Consider the following 24,756-nt stretch of genomic DNA (forward strand, 5'->3'; position numbering starts at 1 on the left):
GTCCGCACCCCGAAAGGCACCACGATGACCGAGGCCCTGCCCACCGTGTGGTTCGTCCTCATCGCCCTGCTCTGGGCCGGCTACCTCTTCCTCGAGGGTTTCGACCTCGGCGTCGGCATGCTCATGAAGCTCATGGCGCGCAGCGACACCCAGCGGCGCGTCCTGCTCAACACCGTGGGGCCGGTCTGGGACGGCAACGAGGTCTGGCTCGTGACCGCCGTCGGTGCAACCTTCGCCGCGTTCCCCCTCTGGTACGCCTCCCTCCTGTCCGCGCTCTATCTGCCGTTCATGCTCGTGCTCCTCGGACTGATCTTCCGGGCCGTGGCCTTCGAGTGGAGGGGCAAGCGTGACAGCGACGCCTGGCGCAACCGGTGGGACTGGGCCATCGCCCTCGGCTCCTTCACCGCGGCGGCAGGCATCGGGGCGGCCCTCGCCCTGACCACCACGGGACTGCCGCTCGACGCGAACGGCGACCGGGTCGGCGGGGCGTTCGCCTGGGCCACGCCACCGGCACTCCTCGGAGCGGTCGCCGTCGTGCTCTTCTGCCTCGTGCACGCGGCGGCGTTCGTGGCACTCAAGACCGAGGGTGGCGTCCGCCGCCAGGCTGATCGCCTCTTCCGGCGGCTGCTGCCGGTCGCCATGATCCCGTTCGTCGGGTGGGCGCTCCTCGTCCAGGCCGACGACGGCACCGTGGTCACCTGGTCCGCCGTCGTCCTCGGCGTGGTCGCCTTCCTGGCCTCCTACAGGTCCGCCGCGACCGGGCGGGACGGCCGGGCCTTCGCCGCCCTCGGCATCGGGATGCTCGTCCTCGTTGGGTCCATCTTCGGCGCCGCTTTCCCTGTGGTCCTGCCGTCCACGATCGACACCGCGTTCGACCTCACGGTGGAGAATGCCTCGTCCTCGCCCTACACGCTCGGCCTGATGAGCATTGTCGCCTGCATCGGATTGCCGCTTGTCCTGGCGTACCAGGCCTGGACCTACTGGGTGTTCCGCCGGCGTGTCTCCGAGGAGAGCATCCCCGCGGCCCACGCCGTCCACGCCCTGTGAGCGGAGCCATCAGGACCGGGATGCGCGACTCCACGCCCACCGCGGACGCCCCCGCCGGTGACCTGTCGCAGGCGCCCGCTGCGTCGGCGCCTGCCCCGCGGAGGTCCCCCATCGCCTCCTTGAGGGCGGGCGGACCGGCCGGTGCGGCCGGATCGACGACGGCGGTCTATCTCCTCGGTGTCCTCGCCGCAGCACGCGCGCTCGGCCTGGTCCTCATGGCGCAGGCACTCGCTGTCGGCATCGCCTCCGTCGCCGCAGGCGATCTCGAGGTGGGGGCCATCCTCGTCCAGGGCGTCGCGGGCGCGATCCTCCGGACGGTGGCGGCCTGGGGGCAGGACGCCACCGCCGCCCGGCTGGCCCTCGGCGTCCGCGAGCGGCTCCGTGAGGCGGCGCTGCTGCGCGTGCTCGACGACGGGGGGACCACCCGGGCGGCCCACGGCGGCACCGGCCAGGGTTCCCTCGCCGTGCTGCTCACACGCGGCCTCGACGGACTCGACGCGTACTACACGCAGTACCTGCCGTCGCTCATCACCTGCACCGTCGTGCCACTCCTCGTCGGCGCGCGGATCCTCGCCGCGGACTGGGTGAGCGCACTCATCGTCGTCCTCACCGTCCCTCTCGTGCCGGTGTTCATGGTGCTCATCGGCCTGCACACGCAGGAGCGGACGCAGCAGGCAGCCACGGCGCTCGGACGGCTCTCCGACCATCTCTTGGAACTGGCCCGGGGGCTGCCGGTGCTCGTGGGCCTCGGCCGCGCGGGCGAGCAGACCAGGGCGCTGCGCGAGATCGCCGCAGATTATTCATCGCGCACCATGACGACCCTCCGGACCGTCTTCCTGTCCTCGCTGGCCCTCGAACTGATCAGCACCATCTCGGTCGCCGTCGTCGCCGTCTTCGCCGGTGTGCGCCTCATCCACGGGGACCTCGGACTCGAAACCGCCCTGATCGCCCTGATCCTCGCGCCCGAGTGCTACGGGCCGCTGCGCGACGTCGGAGCCGCGCACCACGCGAGCGAGGACGGCGAGGAGAGCGGCGAGCGCGTGCGCGCCGTCATCGACGCCCCGCCGCCGTCGACGGCCGGTGCGGCTTTGGTCCGATCGGCGGTGGCGGACCCGGTGACCGCCAGGCTGGAGGACGTGACGGTCCGGTACGACGGCGTCGTCCCGCCCGTCGTGTCGGGCGTGTCCTTCCGGCTCGACCGGGGAACGGTCACCGCACTCAGGGGACCGAGCGGGACCGGCAAGTCGACGCTCATGCGCACTCTTGCCGGCGGGGCGGCGCTGCCGGCAGGGCTGCACCTGGAGGGGACGATCACAACACCGGCGGACGGCGCGGTGGCGTGGGTCCCGCAGCATCCGGAGCTGATCGCCCCGACGGTGCGCGCCGAACTCGCGCTGTACGGACGGACGGAGGAGGACGATCCCGCGATCACCGAGGTGCTCGCAGGCGTGGGCGCGGCGGACCTCGTCGACCGTCGGACGGGCGAGCTCAGTCCCGGCGAGCTACGGCGCGTCGCCGTCGCCCGGGCTCTCCTGCGCGCGCAGGACCCCGCAGTCGGGCTGCTCCTCCTCGACGAGCCGACAGCGCACGTCGACGAAGGATCCTCCGCAGCCATCCGCGCCGCGATCGCGCTGCGTCGGCCGGGGCTGACGGTCCTCCTGATCGCGCACGACGACGCCACCGCGGCCATCGCCGACACGCAGGTCCATCTGGGAGCAGCGGCCGGCACCCGGGCCACCACGAGCGCGTCGGCCGTGGGTCTGCCGATCACGGGCACGCGTGTCGCTCCCGCGTCTCGGGCCACGGCGGTCGCATCGTCGCCTACAGGGTCCGCCCCGTCCTTCGGCAGCTCGACCGGCAGCCCGACCGACAGCCCGACCGATGTCGCGACGGATACCCTGACCAGCAGCTCGACCGGCGTCCCGACCGGCGCATCGGCGCCGGCCGCTGTACGCGCTTCGTCCCGCACGACGGGACGGACAGCGGAGCGCACGACGGGACGGATGACGGGACGGGCGGCGGAGCGCACGACGGGACGGATGACCGGACGGACGGCGGAGGATCCGTCTGCGGACCCGTCCACCAGCGTCCCGGGGACGCGACCGTCCGTCTCCGGGTGGCTGCATTCGACGCGTCACGCGCTGGTCCTCGTGAAGCCGTGGGACCGGCGCTTCGTCGCCGCGACACTCCTCGGTCTCGGATCCGCCGTGTTCGCGGTCGCCCTGACCGCGCTCAGCGGCTGGTTGATCGTCCGCGCATCGGAACAGCCGCCCATCCTCTACCTGCTCACGGCGATCGTCGGCGTGCGGTTCTTCGGCATCGGCCGGTCGCTCCTGCGCTACGAAGAGCGGCTCTGGCTCCACCGGGCGGTCTTCCACCGGGCGGACGAGACGCGGCTCCGCCTCTGGACAGGCCTCCTCCGCGCAGGGCAGTCCTGGCGGACACTGGCTCGCGGATCCGGCGCGATCGAGCAGCTCGTCGGCGACGTCGACGAGCTGAAGGACCTCTCCGCACGGGCGCTGTCACCCTTCCTCACCGCTGTCCTCACCGGCGCGGCGGCCCTGGTGACGACTGCCGTCCTGCACCCCGCCTCCCTGGGCTGGCAGGTCCTCGCCGTGGGCGGCGCCGTCGTCGTCGCGCCCGTGGTCGCGGTCCTCAGGGAACGGGCGGCGGGTGCTGCGGCAGTGCAGCTGAGGGCGGATGCCCTCGGACGGGTAGCGCGGCTGCTGCGGGCCGCACCTGATCTCCGCGTCAACGGTGTCCACGGTCCCGCCCTGGTGGCGACACATCGGACGGAGGCGCTGCTCGCCCGCGCGGCGCATCGTTCCGCAGCGGCAGCCGGGGTGTCCACCGCGGTGGTGGTCGCCGCGTGCTCAGCCGCAGCTCTGGGCATCCTCGTCACGGCGGAGGGGCTGCCGGCCGATGTCACGGCCGTCCTCGTCCTCATGCAACTCGCCCTGATCGAGCCGTTCGCGGCCGGTACATCGGCCGTCCGGCACTGGGGTCCGCTCGCCGCCGTGGTGGGGAGGCTCCGGCCGTCGCTGGACGCTGCGCCGACGGCGGGACGCGACGACGCCCGGCCCAACCTGCAGGATCCCGTCACCGCCTCGGCGCTCGCCCTCGAGGACGCCTCGATCGGGTACGTGCCCGGGGAGCCCGTGGTCACCGGCGTGGACCTCACGCTCGTCCCGGGTCGGTGGACGGGTCTCACCGGCCCTTCGGGGAGCGGCAAGTCGACCGTCCTCGGCGCGCTCCTCGGCTTCCTGCCGCTGGATACGGGGCGACTCCTCGTCGATGGCCGGTCCGCCCGGCCGTCGACGAGGCCGCGGGTCGCCTGGTGTCCGCAGGAGAGCCACCTGTTCACCTCCACCCTGCGGGCGAACCTCCAGCTCGCCCGGAGGCCCGGGGATCCCGCCACGGAGGAGGAGCTCCGCGCGGTGGTCCGGGCGGTGGGCCTGGCGGAGCTGGTGGACGGACTCGAAGACGGTCTCGATGCCCAGGTGGGCTCCGGCGGGTCGCGCCTCTCGGGCGGGCAGCGCCAGCGGCTCGCCGTTGCACGTGCCCTGCTCACGCGGTCCCGCGTCGTGCTCCTCGACGAGCCGACCGCGCATCTGGACCGTGACGGTGCCCGCGCGCTGCTCACCGACCTGCGCGGTGGCCTGCCGCACACCGCCGTACTCCTCGTGACGCACGATCCCGCCGAGGCGGCGACCTGCGACGAGGTCCTGCTCCTCGGCGCGGCGCGCAGGCAGGCGGAGGCCGCGGTACCCCGCATCCGCCCGTAGTCGTGTCCCGATGGGACCTACGGCCCCGCCCGGCCCGCCCGGCCCGTCCGGCCCGTCCGGCCCGTCCGCACTGGACCGGGCCTGCGTGTGCCGGGGCCCGGGACCCCGCCGCGCCCGGAAACCGCCCGGAGGCGGACGGACCTCCAGCGGGGCCGGTTGACCCTGCAATACGCTGGCATCATGACGCGCGAGACTTCATCACCGGACATCGGTCCCACCTCCGACCGCGGGGAGGACGTCCTCCCGCTGCCCGCTGTGCTGCAGTGGCGGCCGCTGGCCTACGCGGACATCGACCGCTGGCTGGCGCTCGTCAGGCGGATCGCCGTCGAGGACCAGCCGGACTGGGTGGAACAGCGTGCCGATCTCGAGCAGGCCCTCCGGGCGTCGAAGAACGACCCGCGGCGGGACACCCTCGCCGGTCTCGACGACGACGGCGTCCTCCGCGCGTTCGGCCGGGTGTCGATGAACGCCGGCTCGTCACTCGTCCACGGCGCGGGCGGCGTTGATCCGGCCTGGCGCCGGCGGGGGATCGGCGGAGCGGTCCTCGCGTGGCAGGCACGGCGTGCAGCGGAACGAGTGCGGGACACCGGCCGGACCGACGGCATCTTCCGCAACTATGTCGAGGAGCGGAACCCCTCGCACCTGGCGCTGATGACGGCGAGCGGGAGCACGATCGTCCGGTACTTCACCGAGATGACGCGCCCGCTGGACCAACCCATCCCCGATCTGCCGTTCCCCGCCGAGCTGGAGTTGGTGACGTTCGCGGACGGCGCGGACCGCAACATCGCGGAACGGGTGCGCCTCGCCCACAACGACGCCTTCCAGGACCACTGGGGGAGTGAGCCCCGGGACCAGGAGTCATGGCAGTTCACGGTCAGTCATCCGGAGTTCCGCGACGACTGGAGTCTCGGCTTGGTGGACCCCCGCACCGGGGAGGTGGTGGCCTATCAGCTGGCGAGCTTCGACCCGGATTCGCCGGAGCTGCTCGGTCATTCCGAGGGCTACACCGATCTGCTGGGCGTGCGGCGGAAGTGGCGGGGACGGGGACTCGCCCCGGCCCTTCTCGCCGAGGCGATGCGGCGCTACCGTGCGGCGGGCATGGACAATGCCGGCCTCGGTGTCGACACGGAGAACCCGTCCGGTGCGCTCGGCCTGTACGAGCGCATGGGATTCGTCCCCACGCAGCGCTCCATCGTCTTCGATCTGCCCCTCGACCCAGCGATCGACTGACCCTTCCCGCGCGACCACGGGACGCCACGCCGCGCCAGGAGGGCGGGCGGCCACCAGCCCGGCCGGGAGGGGCTAGAGCAGGGTGCCCTGCGCGTCGTCGGGTGTCCCACCGGCCGAGCCGTCGACCGCCCTGACCGTACCCGGAGCATCATCGTTCGCGGGCTGCGTCTTCCCGACCGGAGCCTCCGCTCCCGATCTCCCGGGCTCGAGGAGTCCCTTCAGCGCCGGGCCGACCGCGTCGATCTGCTGCGTGAGGGGCACGCCGGATCCGTCCCGGCGTCCGTGCTCGGTCGGCAGGGCCCGCGCCACGCCGTTCGTGGAGGCGGCCCTCGCCGGACCGTGACCGGCCCAGGCCAGGGAGAGCGATTCCTCGCCGCGAAGGAAACGGTGGGCGCGCACTCCCGCGGTCGCGCGTCCCTTGACCGGGTACTCGGCGAACTCGGTGACCTTGGCCGAGCCGGCCGAGGTCCCCGGCAGTGCATCTCCCGCAGCCGTGACCGTCACGACGACGGCCTGGCCGTCGCCGGCCGCGACGGCGCCGAAGTGCAGCACGGTGTCCCCGGCCCCCAGCTTGATGCCTGCCATCCCGCCGGCGGTCCTGCCCTGCGGCCGCACGGCCGACGCCGGGAAGCGCAGGAGCTGGGCCGTGCGGGTGACGAAGACGAGATCGTCCTGGTCCGCGGCGGTCGCGACACCCACGACGGCGTCCTTCGGCTTCAGCGAGATGACCTCCCAGTCGTCCCTGTTCAGCGGATAGTCCGGCTGCACGCGCTTCACCACGCCCTGCGCCGTGCCGAGAGCCACCACGCCGTTGAGCGGAGCGAGTCCTATCAGGCGCTCCCCGCGCTCGAGGGTGATGAACTCCGTCGACGGCACGCCGCCCGCGAGATTCGGCACTCCGGCGGTGGGCGGGAGGGCCGGCATGTCCATCACCTGCAGGCGGATCATGCGACCCGCCGACGTCACCGCACCTACCTCGCCGCGGGCCGTGGACGGCAGCACGGAACGGAAGGCGTCGTGCTTGATGCGCTGGCCGTCGGCAAGAGGCTCCCGGTCCGACGTCCGGGCGAGCTGACCCGAGGCCGAGAGCAGGACCCAGCAGGGGTCGTCGGCGATCTCGAGCGGCATGACGGCCTTCGCCCCCTTGCCCGCGGGAGCGGGCAGGCTGGACCCCTTGAGCGGGGCGGCCGCCTCGGACTCGAGGAGGACCGTGCGGCGTGGTGTCGCGAACTGCTCGGACAGTGCCGCGAGCTCGTCGGAGACGAGGGTCCGCAGGCGCTCCTCCGACCCGAGGATCGCCTCCAGCTCGGCGATCTCGAGACGCAACTGCTCCTGCTCCTTCTCGAGCTCGATGCGCGAGTAGCGGGTGAGCTGGCGCAGGCGCAGTTCGAGGATGTAGTTGGCCTGGATCTCGGTGAGATCGTAGATGGCCATCAGGCGCTCGCGCGCGGCGGAGGACTCGTCGGACGAACGGATGATCTGGATGACCTCGTCGATGTCCACGATGGCGACGAGCAGGCCCTCGACGAGGTGCAGGCGGTCGCGCTTGCGCTGCAGCCGGTAGGAGGTGCGACGGCGGACCACGAGGATGCGGTGCGCTACATAGACCTGCAGGAGCTCCACGAGCCCCAGGGTGCGGGGCTGTCCGTCGACGAGCGCCACGTTGTTGATGCCGAAGGAATCCTCCATGGGCGTGAACCGGTACAGCTGCGCGAGGACGGCATTCGGATTGAACCCGTTCTTGAGCTCGATCACGAGCCGCAGCCCGTGCTTCCGGTCGGTGAGGTCGACGATGTCCGAGATGCCCTGCAGCTTCTTGGCGGTCACGGCGTCCTTGATGCGCTCGATCACCTTCTCCGGGCCGACGGTGTAGGGCAGCTCGGTCACCACGAGGCCTGTCCGCCGCGCGGAGAGCTGCTCCACCTTGACCGTCGCCCGGGTCTTGAACGAGCCGCGGCCCGTCGCGTAGGCGTCGCGCACGCCGTCGAGCCCGACGATCTTCCCGCCGCTCGGGAGGTCCGGGCCGGGGATGAACCGCATGAGGTCCTCGAGCGGTGCGTCGGGGTTCGCGATCAGGTGACGTGCGGCGGCGACGACCTCGCCGAGGTTGTGCGGCGGCATATTCGTCGCCATGCCCACCGCGATCCCGCTCGCACCGTTGACGAGGAGGTTGGGGAAGGCCGCCGGGAGCACCTCGGGCTGTTCGAGCGAGTTGTCGTAGTTGGGGATGAAGTCGACGACGTCCTCGTCGAGGTGGTTCGTCATGGTCAGCGCCGCTGCTGCGAGACGGGCTTCCGTGTAGCGCGCGGCCGCCGGTCCGTCGTCGAGCGACCCGAAGTTGCCGTGCCCGTCGATGAGGGGCAGCCGCAGGGAGAAGTCCTGGGCCATGCGGACCATGGCGTCGTAGATGGCGCTGTCACCGTGCGGGTGGAGCTTCCCCATGACCTCGCCCACCACGCGGGCGGATTTCACATGGCCGCGGTCGGGACGCAGCCCCATGTCGGACATCATGTAGAGGATGCGCCGCTGCACGGGCTTGAGCCCGTCGCGAGCGTCCGGCAGGGCACGCGAATAGATGACCGAGTACGCGTACTCGAGGAAGGACTCCTCCATCTCGGCTTCGACGTCGACGTCGATGATCTTCTCGGTGAAATCCTCCGGCGGAGCGGGGGTCTGGCGCCTGGCCATGTGCGGCTGTTCCTCAGTGTTTCGGGGGGTGATGACGGGGTGCTGTGCCTGCGTCCACCCCGCGGCGCGGCTCCGGTGACGGCCGGGCCTGCGACACCGCAGGGGATGCCGACTACCCTGAGTCTATGGTGGCGGACGGACAATACCCGGAATATTGGGAGGCTGATGTCATCCTGCGCGACGGCGGCACGGCGCACCTGCGGCCCATCTCGCCGACGGACGCCGATGCGGTCCAGGCCTTCCACGTACGCCAGTCCCAGGCATCGATCTACCTCCGCTTCTTCACCTACAAGGCGAAGCTGAGCGCCAAGGAGCTGACGCGCTTCACCGAGGTGGACCACCGCGACCGCGTGGCGTTCGTCATCACGCGGGGTGCGGACATCATCGGGATCGGCCGGTACGACCGCCTCGACGATCCCCTCGAGGCGGAGGTGGCCTTCAACGTCTCGGACCACCACCAGGGCCGCGGCGTGGGGTCGATCCTCCTCGAGCACCTCGCGGTGGCCGCTCGCGAGAACGGGATCCGGCGGTTCTCCGCCGAGGTGCTTCCCGAGAACCGGAAGATGATCACGGTCTTCGCCGAGGCGGGCTACGAGGTGGAGCGCCACTTCGACGACGGCGTGGTGATGCTCAGCTTCGACATCGACCCCACGCGGAAGTCGCAGGCCGTGATGGAGGCGAGGGAGCACCGCGCGGAGGCGCGGAGCATGGCCGAGCTCCTGACGCCGTCGTCGGTCGCCGTCATCGGCGCGAGCCGTGAGTGGGGGACGGTGGGCCACGCGCTGCTGGAGCACCTCGTGGACGGCGGATTCACGGGCCGCATCCACGCGGTCAATCCCGAGGCCTTCGAGCTCGGCGGCATGATCTCGTACGCCTCCCTCGCCGAGGTGCCCGAGCAGGTCGACCTCGCGGTGATTGCCGTGCCCCACGAGGAGGTCGACGCCGTCGTGGACGACTGCGCGCGTGCCGGCGTGAAGGGCCTCCTGGTGGTGACCGCGGGCTACGCCGACGACGCCGGTGAGGGCATGGTGCGGCAGCGCGCCCTCGTACACAGGGCGCGGGCCCACGGCATGCGGGTCGTGGGACCGGCGTCCCTCGGCCTGGTGAACACCGATCCACTGGTGCGCCTCAACGCGTCGATGGCACCCGACCTGCCGGAGCGGGGGGCCCTCTCCCTCTTCAGCCAGTCGGCGGGACTCGGGGTCCTCCTCTACGCCAGTGCGCACCGCCGCGGCCTCGGCGTCTCCTCCGTCATCTCGGCGGGCAACCGCGCCGACGTGTCCGGCAACGACGCCATGCAGTTCTGGGAGGACGATCCCTCCACCCGTGCTGTGGGGCTCTACTTCGAGTCCATCGGCAACCCGAGGAAGTTCTCGAGGATCGCCCGGAGGCTCGCCCGCACCAAACCCGTGATCGTGGCGAAGTCCGACGTCACCGGCCTCCAGCTCCCGCCCGGGCACGCCGTGCGGACCAGCCAGGCGCCGCCGGGAGCGCTCGACTCGATGCTCCGGCAGTCCGGCGTGATGCGCGTCGAGACCACGGAACAGCTGATGGACATCGCGCAGATCGTCGCGAGCCAGCCGCTGCCCGGGGGTGGCGGGATCGCCGTGTTCAGCAACTCCTCCGCGCTCGGCAAGGTCGTGGCGGACGGCGTCGTGTCGCAGGGCATGACGGTCGCCCGCCTCTACACCGACCTGCAGCTCGACGCCGGGCAGTCCGTCGCCCTGCCTGCCCTCGCCGCGGCGGTGGACGGTGCCCTCGCCGATCCGGCCGTCCACGCGGCGGTCGTGACGACCCTGCCGGCGCGCGGGCTCACTGCCGAGTCCGTCGCCGCCTGCCTGCAGCGGTGCGCGGAGTCCGCGGGCAAGCCGGTCGTCGCCTCCTTCACCGGCATCCTCGACGCCGCCCTGCAGCTCGACGGGCTCGTCACCGCCGCGTCGGCGGGCGGCGTGAGCCCGGCTCCGCTGGACGCCACGCCGGAGGGCGGGGGGAAGGGTGGCGTGCAGGCGGAAGCAGCGCACGACGGGTCCGTACCCGCGGGACCGTCGGGAGCGCCTGCGGGACCTGTCACGACGGCGGCCGACGGACAGGCCGCGACGCCGCTGGCGCTCCCGCTGCAGCGCGGACTGCCCTGCTTCACGAGTCCCGGTGCGGCCCTCGCCGCCCTCGGCGCCGTCGTCCGGTACGCGCGATGGCGTGCACGGGACCACGGCGAGTTCCTCGACCCGGAGGGGGTCGACGTCGACGCCGCGGCCGCTGTCCTCGCGACGGCGCGGAGGCGCGTCGCCGACGTCGAGCTGTCGCGCCTCACCGGCGAGGAGTGCGTCGCGCTGATGGCCGCCTACGGCATCCGCCTGCTGCCCTCTGCGCGGTTCACCACGGCCGAGGAGGCAGTCGCCGAGGCGACACGCCTGGGCTGGCCCGTCGCCCTGAAGACGATGGACGAACACCTGCGGCACCGCCTCGACCTCGGTGGGGTGCGCCTGAGCATCGACGATGCCGCCTCGCTCCGGCGCAACATCGCCCAGATGGAACGTGTCCTGGCCCCGTTCGGGAGCTTCGGCATGGAGGTGCAGTCCATGGCGCCGGCGGGCCAGGCCTGCAGTATCCGCGCCATCGAGGATCCCCTCATGGGACCGGTGGTGTCCTTCGGTCTCGCGGGCGACGCCGTCAACCTCCTCGACGATTGGGCGCACGCCGTCCCTCCGCTCAGCACGGTGGACGCCGCCGACCTGGTGCGTTCTCCCCGCGCGAGCCGCAAGCTGTTCGGGTACCAGGGCCTGCCGCCGGCCGACGTCCCCGCGATCGAGGACCTGCTGGCGCGGGTCGCGCTGCTGAAGGACAACCATCCCGAGATCGCCCGGCTCGACCTCAACCCGGTGCTCGTCGCGACGTCCGGGCTGACCGTCCTGAGCGCCGCGATCGACGTCGGGAACCCGCAGCGGCGGACCGACAGCGCGCGCCGCGCCATGCGGGACTGACGCCACCGGGTTAGGCGCTGGGCGGCCCGGTGGGGGAAACTGGGAGCATGACCCCATCGCCCTCCGCCACGTGGCGCGACCTCGATGCGTCCCTCGAGCGGGCTGGTTTCTACCCCCGACTCGTGGCCGACGTGGTGCACGATGCCCTCGACGGGCGTGAACCCCTGTCCCACGTCGCGCATCTCGAGACCCACTTCGAACGGACCGAGGTGCACCGGCACATCACGGTGCTCGTGCTGACCGAGGACATGCTGGTCATCACGCACGTGGACGACCAGCAGCTCGACGACGCCGGCGAACAGGTCACGGCGCAGATCTCCACGGAGTCGGTGCCCGTCAGCCAGATCCGCTCGGTGGTCCTGAGCTACCTCTACGCGCAGCCCCAGGACTACAAACCCAGCGACCAGACGCGCGAGGTGACCCTCGCCATCGCCTGGTCGGGCGCCCAGCGGCTCGACATCGGTCCGGCGAGCTGCGGGGACCCCCAGTGCGACGCCGACCACGGCTTCACGGGGACGGTGGCCCAGGAGGACATCGTGCTGCGCGTCAGCGCCGAGGCGGACGGCGCGCAGGCGGTCCAGAACGCGAAGGCGTTCGCCCGCGCCCTGCGCAAGGTCAACACGGCGAGCCCCGTGGGTGGCGGGTACTTCGCCGGCCCGGACGTGGCGCCGCGTCGCCAGCCGGGCTTCGCAGGCCGGTTCACGCGGGCCCACCACCAGCGGTAGCGGCCGATGCCCCGACAGCACAGGGAGCCCCTCCCGGCTCCGCCCGCCTACGGCGTGTCCACCGTCTCCGAGGTGATGACGAGTGCGGCCGCCGCGCTCGGCGTCGACGGCTTCACCAACGCCCTCGCCCTGCCTGCCGCGCGCCGGATCGCGGTGGTCATGGTCGACGGACTCGGGATGACCCTGCTGCGCAGATATGCCGCGCACGCCCCGTTCCTCCGCGAGGGCCTCGGGACTGCGAGGACCCTGTCCTCCGCGTTCCCCTCGACCACCGCGGCGTCCCTCGCCGGCCTCGGTACGGGCCTCGCCCCGGGCCAGCACGGCATGGTCGGCTACGACGTCCTGGACCCCGACCAGGGCAGGGTGGTGAACATGCTGGGCCGCTGGGATCCCGGTGTCGATCCGCAGGCCTGGCAACCGCACCGCACCGTCTTCGAGCGCGTCGCCGAACACCTCCCGATGGTGACGGTGAGCCAGCCCCGCTTCGCCGACTCGCCCATGACGCGCGCGGCGCTGCGCGGGGGGCGTTTCGTGGGGGCGAACACGATCCACGCGCGCATCGATGCGGCCGCGACGGAGCTCGCCGCCGCCCCGCGGGCGCTCGTCTACTTCTACGTCAACGACCTCGACAAGGCCGGCCATCGGTACGGGGTCGACTCGCCGCAGTGGATCACCGCGCTCGAGGACCTCGACGCCGCCCTGAAGCTGCTCGCACGCCGCGTCCCGTCGGACACGCTGCTGCTGCTGACCGCCGACCACGGGATGGTGGATGTCGCGCGCTCGCAGCGGATCGACTACTCCGAGCGCCCGGACCTGCTCGACGGCGTCGCCCACACGGGTGGGGAGGCGCGGATGCTGCACCTGTACCTCGAGCCGGCACTCGGCGCTCCTGAGCGTGAACTCCTCGCGGAGCGCTGGCAGGAGGCGTTCGGCAACCGGGCCTGGATCATGACCCGCCAGGAAGCGGTGGCGCACGGGTACTTCGGCACGGTGAGCGACGTCGTCCTGCCGAGGATCGGGGACCTGCTCGTGCTCGCACGGGAGGGGATCGCCCTCGTGGACGGGCGGCGGTCGCAGCCCGCGGCGTTCGAGATGGTGGGCCAGCACGGCTCGCTCACCAGGGCGGAGCGCGAGATCCCGCTCCTGACCCTCGCAGCACCGGTGGGCGACGGGCGCCGTGGGCGGACGACGGGCACGGGGCATGGCTGAGCTGCTGTTCTTCTCGGGCACCATGGACTGCGGGAAATCGACCCTCGCACTGCAGATGGACCACAACCACAAGGCCCGCGGCCGGCGCGGAGTGCTGTTCAGCTCCCACGACCGTGCGGGGGAGTCGATGATCTCGAGCCGGCTCGGCCTGCAGGTACCCGCCGTCGAGGTCTTCCCGGACACGGACTTCTGGGCGGATCTGACCGCGCGCCAGACCATGGGTGCGCGGATCGACTACGTGATCTGCGACGAGGCGCAGTTCTACTCCATCGAGCAGATCGACCAGCTCGCGCGCGTCGTCGACGAGATGGGCATCGACGTCTTCGGCTTCGGCATCACCTCGGACTTCCGGACCCGCCTCTTCCCGGGGTCGCAGCGGCTCATCGAGCTGGCGGACCGCGTGCAGGTCCTGCAGGTCGAGGCCCTGTGCTGGTGCGGGAAGCGGGCCACGCACAACGCCCGCACCCTCGACGGCGTCATGGTGGTCGAGGGGGACCAGATGGTCGTGGGGGACGTGGACCAGTCCGACGGCGGCGGTCCCGTCCCGCAGCCCACCGATGCGGCCGGGCCGGCATCCGGTGCAGGGGAGGACGTGTCCGGCGGACCGGCGTCCACGACGGGACCTGCGCCCCGTGGAGCGACGGTCGGCTACGAGACGCTGTGCCGGCGGCACCACATGCGACAGCAGACCTCACGCACGTCGCCCTCGCTGTACGTCAACCAGGTGCCCCTGCCGTTCGAGCAGGGCCCGACGGCGGGACCGGATGCGGGCAAGGACCGGACGCTCTCCGGCCAGGCATCGGTGCAGGCCTGACCCGACGCCGTGCAGTGCTCGTCCGGGCGGATCCGCCCGTCGTGCGTGCAGAGGCGGTGTCCGGCTGGTGCTAGTCGCCCTTGCGGCCGAACACGATGTCGTCCCAGCTCGGGACACTCGACCGCTTCGGCTTGGCCTTCCGCTCGGGTGCGGGCCCGGTGCCGTCCGCTGCGTCCTTCTGGCTGCTCCTCCCGGCCTCCCGACCCGCCTGCTGACCCGGGTCCTGGGCGCTTTGTGCGGGGCGCGCCGAGGCGTCGTCGGACGGGGGTTTCGGGGGAGCGGGCGGCTGCAGCCGGCGCGAGGGCTGCGCGAAGATGCTGATCTCGCGTGTCTCGGTACTGACCCCGTCGTAGAGGCGCGGCGTCCCGTCCTCGTGATACGCCGTCGCGTCGTCGGACTCGCCCAGGCCATCCCCTCCGGCCCTCGGCGCGAGTGACAGACCGGGGATCAGGGTGTCGCGTTCCTGCGCGGGGTTCTCGGACGGGTCGTCGACGGGACCGTCGGGCGCCTCACCGTCGCGCGGGTGTGCTGCGGGGATGCTGCCGCGGGTGAGGAGTTCGGCGAGGGCGTCGTCGCCGTCCTCGTCCATGCCGAGGCGCTGGCCCCGGCGCGAGCGCAGCACGTCGAGCAGGCCGTCCTGGTCCGTCTCTACCGACCCCGGTGCTTCCTCCTCCTTCTCCGCCTCGAAGTCGAACACGCGATCGGCGACGGCGCTCAGGCGGCGCGAGGGCAGGGGACCGTCGAGCGGCTCGAGCTCACTGAGCACCTGCGCCCACCGGTTGCCGTTCGCCACGGTCTTCCGCGTCGGGTTGTACGTCCAGTGCGCCGGGGGGTGCTCGCCGAGATCGACCGCGAAGTCCTCGGGCAGGTCGAAGGAGGCCTCGACGTGCCAGGAGCCGTCCTGCAGGCGCCAGGAATCCCATTCGAGAGACCCCGGATCGATCCCGTAGCTCTGGACGCGGTAGGACACCATGTCACCGAGCAGCGCGGGAGCATCGCCGAAGGCGGAGCGGTAGCCGTCGTGGCTGGGGAGGGGCGAGGCCACCTCCACGCGCTGGGCGAGGTAGGCGACGTAGTCCCGCTCGGCACGCACGGGGCCTTCGTAGCGTCGGACGTGCGCCAGGTCGAGATCGGACTCGGCGACGACCTGCTCCGCCGTCGCCCCGGCGCGGATCCGTGCCTGGATGTCACGGGGCGTGAGATGCACGGGCGCCTTGGCCGCCTTCTGGCGTGGGGGCTGCCGGAGGTCCTGCGCCGGGGCGGAGGCAGGCGTGGCCGTCTCCTCCGACCCACCCGTGCTCGCAGTGCGCAGTGCGTCGTCGATGGGCAGTCTGAAGGACGTACCCGTCTCACCGCTCAGGAGCAGATGTCCGCCATCCTCATGGACACCCACCAGGCGTAACTCCTGCATCAATTCCTCCAGCCGAGAATAATCACTAGGTGAAACTTTGCCATTGAATGGCGGCCATTCCTACTACGCGGTAAGGCGTGGCGGGGCGCACGGCGATGAACGGGCACAAATCCGGGGGTCCCGGCGTTGTTGCTGCCGAGGGGACACAGCCGGGGAAGGACCCGACCGATGGAGCGTGGGAGAACAGGTATGCCGATGGATGACGAGACGCCGCGCACGACGACGGCGAACGACGGCGGGACCGGGGGCGCGGGTGCCGTAGCACAGCTGCTCGTCGCCCACACGGGAGACCGGCGAAGAGTGGGTGAGGTGCTGATCGACGAGGACGAGCTGGCGGCCGCCGACGCCTTCGACCTGCCGGGTGCGGATCTCTCGAGCGAGGAGATCTCGGTCCAGATCCTCGCGGCCCAGGCCGACGAGTTCACCTGTGCCTCGTGCTTCCTGGTGCGCCACCGGTCGCAGATCGCCGCCGACCGCGGAGGCCGGCTGTACTGCGTGGACTGCGAGGGCTGACCGGGGACGTGGCATCAGCCCTCGAGGGCGGCCACCAGGCGCTCCGGTGTGCGCGAGGAGGCGAGCCAGTAGGGCGTCCGGTCCTCAGGATCGACGACCTCCACCCTGACCACCGGTGAGATCCACCCGCGGATGCACAGATAGGCGAGCCCGTTCAGGCCACGGCCGCGCTGGTACGTGGCGTCGTCGCCCGTGAACCCTTCCGCGGTCCCGAGGTACCGGCGTTCGATCGTGGCCCGCCCCACCGTCAGCGTGGTCGGGGTGACCGTGATACGTGGGGTGGACGTGAAGAGCAGGGTGAAGACGATGACGGCGACGACGGCGGCCGCCCCGAACCCGACCTCCATCGAGATCGGCGCGAACATGACGATCGTGGCCGACGAGAATCCCGCCGCGATGAGCCAGATCCACGGCGACGGCCAGAGCCGCTCCTCGTACAGGACTGCCTGGTCTGGTGTGTTGCGGGGGGCTTCCCCTGGCGCGCTGGACATGACACCAGCATTCCACTTCTGGGCGGCGACCTCATCCCGACGGTCGGTGAGGCGTGCGGCCCCACTCCCGGGCCATGCCGAGGACTGTCAGGTGGGGCTCCGGCAAAGGCGCTACAGTGGGGTGCTGGTCACCGGGAGAGGTGCTCGACGGAGCCGCGCACGCACCTTCACCTCCGTGCCGGCCGCGTCCTCGCCAGCCGGCCCGCCAGCACAGGTTCATCAAGTACATCAAGGGGTACACCGATGAGTACGCAGCAGGGCCTTCCGGTCCGCATCCGGTTGCTCGACGACGGCCTCGAGCCACCGTCGTACGCCACCGAGGGGGATGCCGGAGCGGACCTCAGGACCGCCGTCGACGTCGTCATCGCCCCCGGCGAGCGTGTGCTCGTCCCGACGGGGGTCGCGATGGCGCTCCCCGACGGCTATGCCGGGCTGGTCCATCCCCGGTCGGGGCTGGCCGTCCGCCACGGCCTCACGATCGTCAATGCGCCGGGGACCATCGACGCGGGCTACCGTGGCGAGATCAAGGTCTGCCTCCTCAACGCGGACCGGACCGAGTCCGTGCGCCTCACCCGCGGCGACCGGATCGCGCAGCTGGTCATCCAGCGCGTGGAGCGGGCGGTGTTCGAGATCGTGGACGAGCTCCCGGGCAGCGTGCGTGGAACCGGTGGCTTCGGCTCGACCGGCGGCTTCGGCACCATCGACGCGGAACCCGCCGTCCGTCCCGCGGTCGGCTGACCGGGCGGCTGACCGGGCGCGGAGCACGCGCCCCCGGGACCCGGGCGGGGACGCCCGGCAGCAGCGATCATCACGTACAGCCACAGATACCGACAGATACCGACAGATTTCTCCGACAGACAGACCATGGCATCAGGAAAGGGACCCGGAATGGCTTTTGGGCGCCTCAGGAAGAAGAAGCAGGACGACGCGACCGGCGAAGCGGCGGAGACGACGGGCGACGCCGTGCCGGCGACGCCGCAGGACAGCGCCCCAGGGACGACCGCAGCCGCTGCCGGGTCCGACGACGCGGCAGGTCTCCCCTCCTCGGACGAGGAGTCGACGAACGGGTCGCCGGCAGGGGGCGAGGGCGTGGCCGGTGATGCCGCAGCGCCTGCTGCTCCCACCGCATCTGCCGTCCCCGCCGGGCACGTCTCCAGCGCGGACTACGACCGGACCGTTCTCGGGCCGTTCGACGTCTCCGAGCAGAACACCGACAGCGGCTACATCGATCTCGGCGCCTTGAGGATCAAGGCCGCCGAAGGACTGCAGCTGCGCCTCGAGGTCGAGGAACGCAGCAAGCGCGTCATCGCCGTGACCCTGGACCTCAGTGGTTCGACCCTGCAGCTGCAGGCTTTCGCGGCGCCGAAGACCGAGGGCCTGTGGGACGAGATCCGCGAGCAGATCGGCGTCTCGGTCGGGTCCCAGGGCGGAACGGTCGAGGAGCGCCCAGGGCGGCTGGGCACCGAACTCCTGGCCCGGCTGCCCGCGCAGCTGCCCGACGGTCAGGCCGGCTACCGCGTGGCGCGCTTCGCGGGCATCAACGGACCGCGGTGGTTCCTGCGGGGTGTCTTCGGGGGACCGGCGGCGCTGGAGCAGAATGCGGCCGCCCCGATCGAGAGCCTCTTCCGCGACGTGGTCGTGGTGCGTGGTGACCATCCGCTGCCGCCACGCGAACTGCTGCAGCTCAAGCTGCCGAAGGACGCCGCCGCAGCACCGACTCCCGCTCCCGAGTCCCGGCGGCCGGACCTCAATCCGCTCGAGCGCGGCCCCGAGATCACCGAGACCCGCTAGCTCCGGTGCCCGCCACGACCTCCCTTCCCGGGCCCGCCGATCCCTCCGGGCCCGCGGATCGGTCGGCGCACGGCACGTTCCACCACGCTCAGCGCCCGGGCCCCGCGGCGGTCTCCCCGGCGCCGTCGTCGTCCGCCCTGCCGACGCGGGGCAGGATCAAGGCGCACGGGGTGATCGAGCGGATCACGATCGCTCCGGTGACGGCGTCTCCGTCGTTCCGGGCGCTCGCCCGCATCGAGTGGAACGGAGCCCGGGAGTCGGTGCTGATCGTGTGGATGGGCCAGCGCCGCGTGCCGGGCGTCGAGGCAGGCGTGACGCTGCGCTTCGAGGGCATGCTGAGCCGCGTCGCCGGCACGCCCACGGTCTACAACCCCCGCTACGAGCTCTTCGGGCGTCCCGAGGAGTACTGAGGAGTACGAATGAGTGTCCACGCATGAGCACCCCGGAGCAGTCCCCGGAGCACGGTCCCGAGCAGCATCCGGAGCACAGCCCGCAGCAGCATCCGGAGGGCACCGCAGCTGGGGCCGATCAGCGCCCGGCAGGCCTGACGGCGGCGGACCTGGCGACGCAGTACGCCGCGACGTCGGGCGTGCGCCGGAGCGACGACGGGCAGATCGATGTCCTCTCCTCGATCGGCGGGGTGCAGGGACTTGCCGAGAGCATCGCGCCCGGGCTCGTGTTCACGCTCGTCTTCACGTTCGCGCGGGACCTCATGGTGTCCCTCGTCGCCGCCCTCGCGGTCGCCGCGGTCTTCACCGTGATCCGCCTGGTGTCGAGGAAGCCCGTCACGCAGGCCCTCGCCGGCCTGGTCGGTGTCGCGTTCTGCGCCTTCGTGGCGCTGAGGACGGGGAACGCCGAGGACTTCTTCCTCCCGGGGTTCTTCATCAACGGCGCCTACATCGTGGCGATGGCCGCGTCCGTGCTGTTCCGCTGGCCCTTCGCCGGGCTCCTCTTCGGATTCATCCGCAACGAGGGCATCGAGTGGCGGAAGGATCCGCTGCGCGTCCGCGCCTACTCCCTCGCCACGTGGATCATCGTTGCGGTCCTCGCCCTGCGCCTCGTGGTGCAGGTCCCCCTCTACCTCGTCGAGAACGTCGCCGCACTCGGCTCGACGCGCGTGGCCATGGGGCTGCCGCTCTACGCCCTCGGCCTGTGGCTCGCGTGGGTCGTCTCGCGTCCCGCGTCCGCCACGCCTGCTGCGGCGGACGCCTCCGGGCAGGGACCCACGGCGGACCCTGCGGGGCCCGGGCGCAGCTAGCGCTCCTCCTCCGGGTCGTCGTCGTTCCGCGCCGAGAGCGCGGTCCTCAGTTCGTCCTCCGCCGCGATCGCCGCGAGGAAGAACATCTCGTCGCCGCCCTCGACGACGTCGTCGGGGCTCGGCGTGATGGGGGAGTCGTCGCGCAGGACGGCCACCACCGCGCATTCCGCGGGCAGGCTGATGCTGCCGATCGTCCCGCCGACCAGCGGCGAGTCCTGGGGGACCGTGAACTCGACGATCGAGGACATGCCGGTCTGCAGGGTCAGCAGGCGCACGAGGTCGCCGATCTCCACGGCTTCCTCCACGAGAGCCGTCATGAGGCGGGGCGTGTTGACGGCCACGTCGACGCCCCACGAGTCGTCGAACATCCAGTCGTTCTTGGGGTTGTTGACCCGGCCGACGGTCCGGCCCACGCCGAACTCGCTCTTGGCGAGCAGTGAGACCACGAGGTTCACCTTGTCGTCGCCGGTCGCGGAGACGACGACGTCGGCCTCGTCCAGCCGCGCGTCCTTCAGGGTGGTGAGCTCGCAGGCGTCGCCGATCAGCCACTTGGCCCCCTTCAGCCCGCTCCGCCCGATCACCTCGGGCTTCTCATCGATCAGGAGGATCTCGTGCTTGTTGCCGAGCAGTTCCCGGGCGATGGAGGAGCCGACGCTCCCCGCCCCGGCGATGACGACCCTCATGACTCCTCCTTCGGTGCGGCCGCGAGGATCCGTCCGATCTCGTCCGTCGCGGTCGTCCTCATCATGGCGTGCAGGATGTCGCCCTGCTGGTAGCTCGTCTCCGGTGTCGGCAGGATGCCCTCGCCGAAGCGCGTGATGTACGCGATGCGCACACCGCTCGCGATCTCGATGCCGCGCAGGGGCCGCCCGAGCCAGGCGTCGCTCAGGGCCAGTTCGGCGAGGATCAGGCGCCCGGACGTCTCGCGGAAGTCGCCGTTGATGGTCTGCTCCGGGAGGATCCGCCGGAGTACCTGGTCCGCGCTCCAGCGGACGGCCGCCACGGTGGGGATCCCGAGGCGCTGGTAGATCTCCGCGCGGCCGGGATCGTAGATGCGGGCGACGACGTGGGGGACGTGGAAGGTCTCGCGGGCCACGCGCGTGGCGAGGATGTTCGAGTTGTCGCCGCTCGAGACCGCGGCGAAGGCATAGGCGTCGTCGATCTCGGCGTACTTCAGGGTGTCCCGGTCGAAGCCGACCCCGGTGACCTTGCGGCCGCCGAAGGAGGAGCGGAGGCGGCGGAACGCACGGTCGTCCTGGTCGATGATGGCCACCGAGTGCCCGGATTCGTCGAGGGTGTGGGCGAGGCTGACACCCACCCTGCCGCACCCCATGATCACAAAATGAGCCACCGAGGGCACCCCTGATTCCTGGTCTGTTCGTCGTGGAGATCCTGCTGATCCGTGCTGTACCAGCCCCAAGCCTAGTGGCTGCCCACCCGCGCGGACGCGCTAGTCTGTGGGCTGTGCTGACTTTTCTCGAGGCCGTCAAGCGGGTGCTGGTGGGTAAGCCGTTCGCCAGCGACAGGCTGAGGAACCGAAGCCTCCCCAAGCGCCTCGCCATGCCCGTCTTCTCCGCGAGCGCCCTCTCCTCCGTGGCCTACGCGCCGGACGAGATCCTGTTGACGCTCGCCCTGGCCGGGGTCGCCTCGGTCGCCATCTCACCCTGGGTCGGACTCGCCGTGATCGCGGTCCTCCTCGTCGTCGTCGCGTCCTACCGGCAGGCCGTGCACGCCTACCCCTCCGGTGGCGGCGACTACGAGATCGCGAAGCGGAACATCGGTCCCCGCGCGGGCACCACGGTGGCCTCCGCGCTCATGATCGACTACCTGCTGACCGTCGCTGTCTCGGTGTCAGCGGCCGCGCAGTACGTCGTGTCCCTCGCCCCGGCGCTGGAGGGCGCCCGGACCACGCTCGCCGTCCTCGGCGTCGCGGTCCTCGTCCTGCTCAACCTGCGGGGCATCACGCGCGGCGTCCGCGCCCGGGCCGTGCTGACCTACGCGTTCCTCGCCGGGATCGCCGCACTCTGCGTCACCGGCATCGTCCAGGCCGCGACGGGTACCCTGGCGCAGGCTCCGAGCGCCCGCTTCGAGATCGTCCCGGATGCGGCCCTCGACGCCGGCCTGGTCGGGCTCGCCGGGGCCCTGCTGATCCTCCGCGCGTTCTCCGCGGGCGCCGCCGCCCTGACCGGGCTCGAGGGCCCGGGCTCCAATGTGCCGCGCTTCGAGGCGCCGCAGGCTCGCAACGCCGCGACGACGCTCGTCATCCTCGGGATCGTGTCGGCCGCGATGCTCGCCGGTGTCATCTACCTCGCCAATGCGGCGCGCGTCCACGTGGTCCAGGACCCGTCCCGGCAACTGCTGCTCGACGGCGGGCCCGTCCCCGAGGACTACATCCAGGCGCCGGTGGTGAGCCAGCTCGCGCGCACCGTCTTCGACGCCGGTTCGCCCGCCTTCTACCTCGTGGTCGCGGCGACGGCGCTGATCCTGATGCTCGCGGGTCATGCGGCCTTCAACGCCTTCCCCGTCCTCGCGTCGATCCTGGCCACGGACGGGTACCTCCCGCGGCAGCTCCGCACGCGCGGTGACCGGCTGACCTTCAGCAACGGGATCCTCGCGCTCGGCCTCGGCGCCGTGGTGCTCATCCTCGTGTTCCGCGCCGACGTCACGGCCCTGGTGCAGCTGTACATCGTCGGGGTGTTCGTCTCCTTCACGGGCGGCCAGCTCGGACTCATCCGCCACTGGAACAGGACATTGCGGAGCACCGTCGGGGCGCAGAACCGCTGGGCCATCCACAAGTCCCGGGCCATCAACAGCCTGGGCTTTGCGCTCACCGCGGCGGTGCTCGTCGTGGTCCTCGTGACCAAGTTCGAGTACGGGGCCTGGATCGCCGTGCTCGCGATGGCCATCCTCTTCGCGGTGATGCGCAGCATCAAGAAGCACTACGACGCCGTGGCCGCCGAACTCGCGATCGACGACGCCGTCCGGCTGCGTGCGCTCCCGTCACGCGTCCACGCGGTGATCCTGGTCTCCCATCTACGGAAACCCGTCCTGCGCGCTCTGGCTTTCGCGCGGGCGTCGCGACCCTCCCGCCTGGACGCGGTCACGGTCGATGTCGACCCCGAGCAGACCCGGCGGACCCTCGCGGACTGGGAGAAGTACGAGATCCCGGTCCCGATCACGGTCCTGGCCTCGCCCTACCGCGACACCATCACACCGATCCTCGACTACATCAGGACCATGCGCCGCGATTCCCCGCGCGACCTGATCGTGGTCTACATCCCGGAGTACGTCGTGGGAAAGTGGTGGGAGCAACTGGTCCACAACCAGACCGCCCTGCGGATCAAGGCGCGCCTGCATTTCGTGCCCGGCGTGATGGTCGCCAGCGTGCCCTGGCAGCTGGCGTCCTCCGACGCGGCGCAGATCTACCAGGACCTCAAGTAGGAAGACACCATGACCGACGCAGTACCAGCCGCCGCCGCCCCGTCGACGGGGGAGCAGGCCGGTCCGCCCACCGCGGAGCTGACCATCGGACGCCCCGCGCACGGCGGGCACTTCGTCGCACGGCACGAGGGCCGCGTGGTCTTCGTCCGGCACGCGCTGCCCGGTGAGCGCGTGCGGGTCCGCTTCACCGACACGTCCGACGACGCCAGCTTCTGGCGGGCCGACGTCGTCGAGGTCCTCGAGGCCTCGCCCCATCGCGTGGACCATGTGTGGCCCGTCGCGGATGCCCTGCGCGCCGCCGCCCGCGGGCGCTCGGCGGTGGGCGGCGCGGAATTCGGACACATCGACCTGGCGGAGCAGCGGCGGCTCAAGGCCGCCGTCGTCGAGGAGCAGCTCTCGCGGCTCGCGGGGACCGACCGCGCCGTCGTCGTGGAGCCGGCGCCCGGGGAGTCGGAGGACGGCCTGGGCTGGCGGACGCGTGCGGCCTTCGCGGTCGACGCCGCGGGCCGGCTCGCGATGCATCTCCACCGCTCGCACGAGGTCCTGCCCGTCCAGGAGATGCCCCTCGCCGTCGGGCCGGTCAACGCGCTGCGCCTGTGGACCCTCGATCTCAGCGGGATCGAGCGCGTCGATGTCGCCGTCCCCTCCGGCGGCGGGGAGCCTCTGGTGCTGCTCGTCCCCGCAGCGGGCACCACACCGAAGCGCGTCGGCACCGTCGCCGCATCGATCGACGGCGCGTCCGTCGGGGTCCTCGATCCGGGATCCGGCCAGGTGGAACGGCTGAAGGGCCGCACCTGGCTGCAGGAATCGGTGCTCGGTACCGACTACCGGGTCACCGGCGCCGGGTTCTGGCAGATCCACCGCGGTGCGCCGGAAGCCCTCGTGTCGGCGGTGCTGGACGGACTCGTCCCCTCGCCCGGCGAGCGCGTCGCCGACCTCTATGCGGGCGCCGGCCTCTTCACCGTCCCGATGGCGCGCGCCGTCGGACCGGACGGTGCGGTCCTCTCGGTCGAAGGATCGGCGGGCACCAGCCGGGACGCGCGCCGCAACCTCCACGGACAGGGCCACGTGTCGATCGTCCAGGGCAGGGTCGACGCCGTCCTCGGACGCTGGACGGACCGGCTCGACATCGTCCTGCTCGACCCGCCGCGTGCGGGTGCGGGGAAGAAGGTGGTGCGGCAGATCGCCGCCGCCCGTCCGCGGGCCGTCGGGTACGTCTCGTGCGACCCCGCGTCCTTCGCGCGCGACCTCGGCTACTTCCACGCGGCAGGCTGGACGCTGGACAGCCTTCGCGTCGTCGACCTGTACCCGCACACCCACCACCTGGAGTCCTTCGCCCGTCTGCTGCCGCCTGCCGCCTGACGGTTCGGAA

The 24,756-nt window shown here is 71.8% G+C and carries 19 protein-coding genes; 14 read left to right on the plus strand and 5 right to left on the minus strand.

What is annotated here, in order from left to right:
- Positions 1-24: 24 nt before the first annotated feature.
- The 3 genes from cydB to NVV32_RS06280 all read left to right on the plus strand — a co-directional run bounded on the left by cydB (position 25) and on the right by NVV32_RS06280 (position 6,062).
- On the plus strand, positions 25-1,047 hold the full coding sequence (gene cydB, locus NVV32_RS06270; RefSeq protein ID WP_422391725.1) for a cytochrome d ubiquinol oxidase subunit II: 1,023 nt from the start codon (positions 25-27) through the stop codon (positions 1,045-1,047).
- Positions 1,048-1,067: 20 nt separating this feature from the next.
- Entirely contained in the window at positions 1,068-4,832 is a 3,765-nt protein-coding gene (cydD, locus tag NVV32_RS06275) for a thiol reductant ABC exporter subunit CydD (RefSeq protein ID WP_422391726.1), read from the plus strand.
- Between the two features lie 180 nt (positions 4,833-5,012).
- Complete coding sequence (locus NVV32_RS06280) at positions 5,013-6,062, plus strand: GNAT family N-acetyltransferase (RefSeq protein ID WP_422391727.1); 1,050 nt, start codon at positions 5,013-5,015, stop codon at positions 6,060-6,062.
- Positions 6,063-6,134: 72 nt separating this feature from the next.
- Here NVV32_RS06280 and NVV32_RS06285 read toward each other — a convergent pair whose 3' ends face one another.
- Positions 6,135-8,750, minus strand: a complete 2,616-nt coding sequence (locus tag NVV32_RS06285; protein WP_422391728.1) for a DNA gyrase/topoisomerase IV subunit A — start codon at positions 8,748-8,750, stop codon at positions 6,135-6,137.
- Positions 8,751-8,875: 125 nt separating this feature from the next.
- Between NVV32_RS06285 and NVV32_RS06290 the strand changes: the two genes are divergently transcribed.
- The 4 genes from NVV32_RS06290 to NVV32_RS06305 are packed head-to-tail and all read left to right on the plus strand — an operon-like array spanning position 8,876 to position 14,479.
- Positions 8,876-11,731: a GNAT family N-acetyltransferase gene (locus NVV32_RS06290; RefSeq protein WP_422391729.1), complete on the plus strand. Its 2,856-nt coding sequence runs from the start codon at positions 8,876-8,878 to the stop codon at positions 11,729-11,731.
- Between the two features lie 47 nt (positions 11,732-11,778).
- On the plus strand, positions 11,779-12,456 hold the full coding sequence (locus tag NVV32_RS06295; RefSeq protein ID WP_157365917.1) for a DUF5998 family protein: 678 nt from the start codon (positions 11,779-11,781) through the stop codon (positions 12,454-12,456).
- 6 nt (positions 12,457-12,462) lie between these two features.
- Complete coding sequence (locus tag NVV32_RS06300; protein WP_422391730.1) at positions 12,463-13,665, plus strand: alkaline phosphatase family protein; 1,203 nt, start codon at positions 12,463-12,465, stop codon at positions 13,663-13,665.
- Entirely contained in the window at positions 13,658-14,479 is an 822-nt protein-coding gene (locus NVV32_RS06305; protein WP_422391731.1) for a thymidine kinase, read from the plus strand. The genes NVV32_RS06300 and NVV32_RS06305 overlap by 8 nt, the downstream gene beginning before the upstream one ends.
- A gap of 70 nt (positions 14,480-14,549) precedes the next feature.
- Here the strand turns inward: NVV32_RS06305 and sepH are convergent, their stop codons facing one another.
- Positions 14,550-15,872 (minus strand): septation protein SepH, encoded by a 1,323-nt coding sequence (sepH, locus tag NVV32_RS06310; protein WP_422391732.1) that lies wholly within the window; start codon positions 15,870-15,872, stop codon positions 14,550-14,552.
- Positions 15,873-16,085: 213 nt separating this feature from the next.
- On the opposite strand from sepH, the gene NVV32_RS06315 reads away from it, so the two are divergent.
- Positions 16,086-16,403, plus strand: coding sequence for a DUF4193 family protein (locus tag NVV32_RS06315; protein WP_422391733.1), 318 nt, complete (start codon positions 16,086-16,088; stop codon positions 16,401-16,403).
- 14 nt (positions 16,404-16,417) lie between these two features.
- On the opposite strand, the gene NVV32_RS06320 is transcribed toward NVV32_RS06315, so the two are convergent.
- Positions 16,418-16,894, minus strand: a complete 477-nt coding sequence (locus NVV32_RS06320; RefSeq protein ID WP_422391734.1) for a DUF3093 domain-containing protein — start codon at positions 16,892-16,894, stop codon at positions 16,418-16,420.
- Between the two features lie 243 nt (positions 16,895-17,137).
- On the opposite strand from NVV32_RS06320, the gene dut reads away from it, so the two are divergent.
- From dut to NVV32_RS06340, 4 genes are all read left to right on the plus strand, one after another.
- The gene (gene dut / locus NVV32_RS06325) at positions 17,138-17,632 is read left to right on the plus strand and encodes a dUTP diphosphatase (RefSeq protein ID WP_422391735.1); all 495 of its coding nucleotides are present in this window, start codon (positions 17,138-17,140) and stop codon (positions 17,630-17,632) included.
- Positions 17,633-17,782: 150 nt separating this feature from the next.
- Positions 17,783-18,685, plus strand: a complete 903-nt coding sequence (locus tag NVV32_RS06330; RefSeq protein ID WP_422391736.1) for a DUF3710 domain-containing protein — start codon at positions 17,783-17,785, stop codon at positions 18,683-18,685.
- Between the two features lie 5 nt (positions 18,686-18,690).
- Positions 18,691-19,095, plus strand: a complete 405-nt coding sequence (locus NVV32_RS06335) for a hypothetical protein (protein WP_422391737.1) — start codon at positions 18,691-18,693, stop codon at positions 19,093-19,095.
- A gap of 23 nt (positions 19,096-19,118) precedes the next feature.
- Positions 19,119-19,943, plus strand: coding sequence for a DUF3159 domain-containing protein (locus NVV32_RS06340; protein ID WP_422391738.1), 825 nt, complete (start codon positions 19,119-19,121; stop codon positions 19,941-19,943).
- Here NVV32_RS06340 and NVV32_RS06345 read toward each other — a convergent pair.
- Positions 19,940-20,626, minus strand: coding sequence for a potassium channel family protein (locus tag NVV32_RS06345; RefSeq protein ID WP_422391739.1), 687 nt, complete (start codon positions 20,624-20,626; stop codon positions 19,940-19,942). The two genes, NVV32_RS06340 and NVV32_RS06345, sit on opposite strands and share 4 nt — an antisense overlap.
- Complete coding sequence (locus NVV32_RS06350; protein ID WP_422391740.1) at positions 20,623-21,294, minus strand: potassium channel family protein; 672 nt, start codon at positions 21,292-21,294, stop codon at positions 20,623-20,625. The genes NVV32_RS06345 and NVV32_RS06350 overlap by 4 nt, the downstream gene beginning before the upstream one ends.
- A gap of 113 nt (positions 21,295-21,407) precedes the next feature.
- Here NVV32_RS06350 and NVV32_RS06355 point away from each other — a divergent pair, with 113 nt between their 5' ends.
- Positions 21,408-23,384 carry an APC family permease gene (locus NVV32_RS06355; RefSeq protein WP_422391741.1) on the plus strand — a complete coding sequence of 659 codons (1,977 nt, stop codon included), beginning with the start codon at positions 21,408-21,410 and terminating at the stop codon, positions 23,382-23,384.
- 9 nt (positions 23,385-23,393) lie between these two features.
- On the plus strand, positions 23,394-24,746 hold the full coding sequence (locus tag NVV32_RS06360; protein ID WP_422391742.1) for a class I SAM-dependent RNA methyltransferase: 1,353 nt from the start codon (positions 23,394-23,396) through the stop codon (positions 24,744-24,746).
- The last annotated feature ends 10 nt before the right edge of the window (positions 24,747-24,756 follow it).

This window comes from Arthrobacter sp. N1, assembly GCF_048288285.1.
Taxonomy (GTDB): Bacteria; Actinomycetota; Actinomycetes; order Actinomycetales; family Micrococcaceae; genus Arthrobacter_D.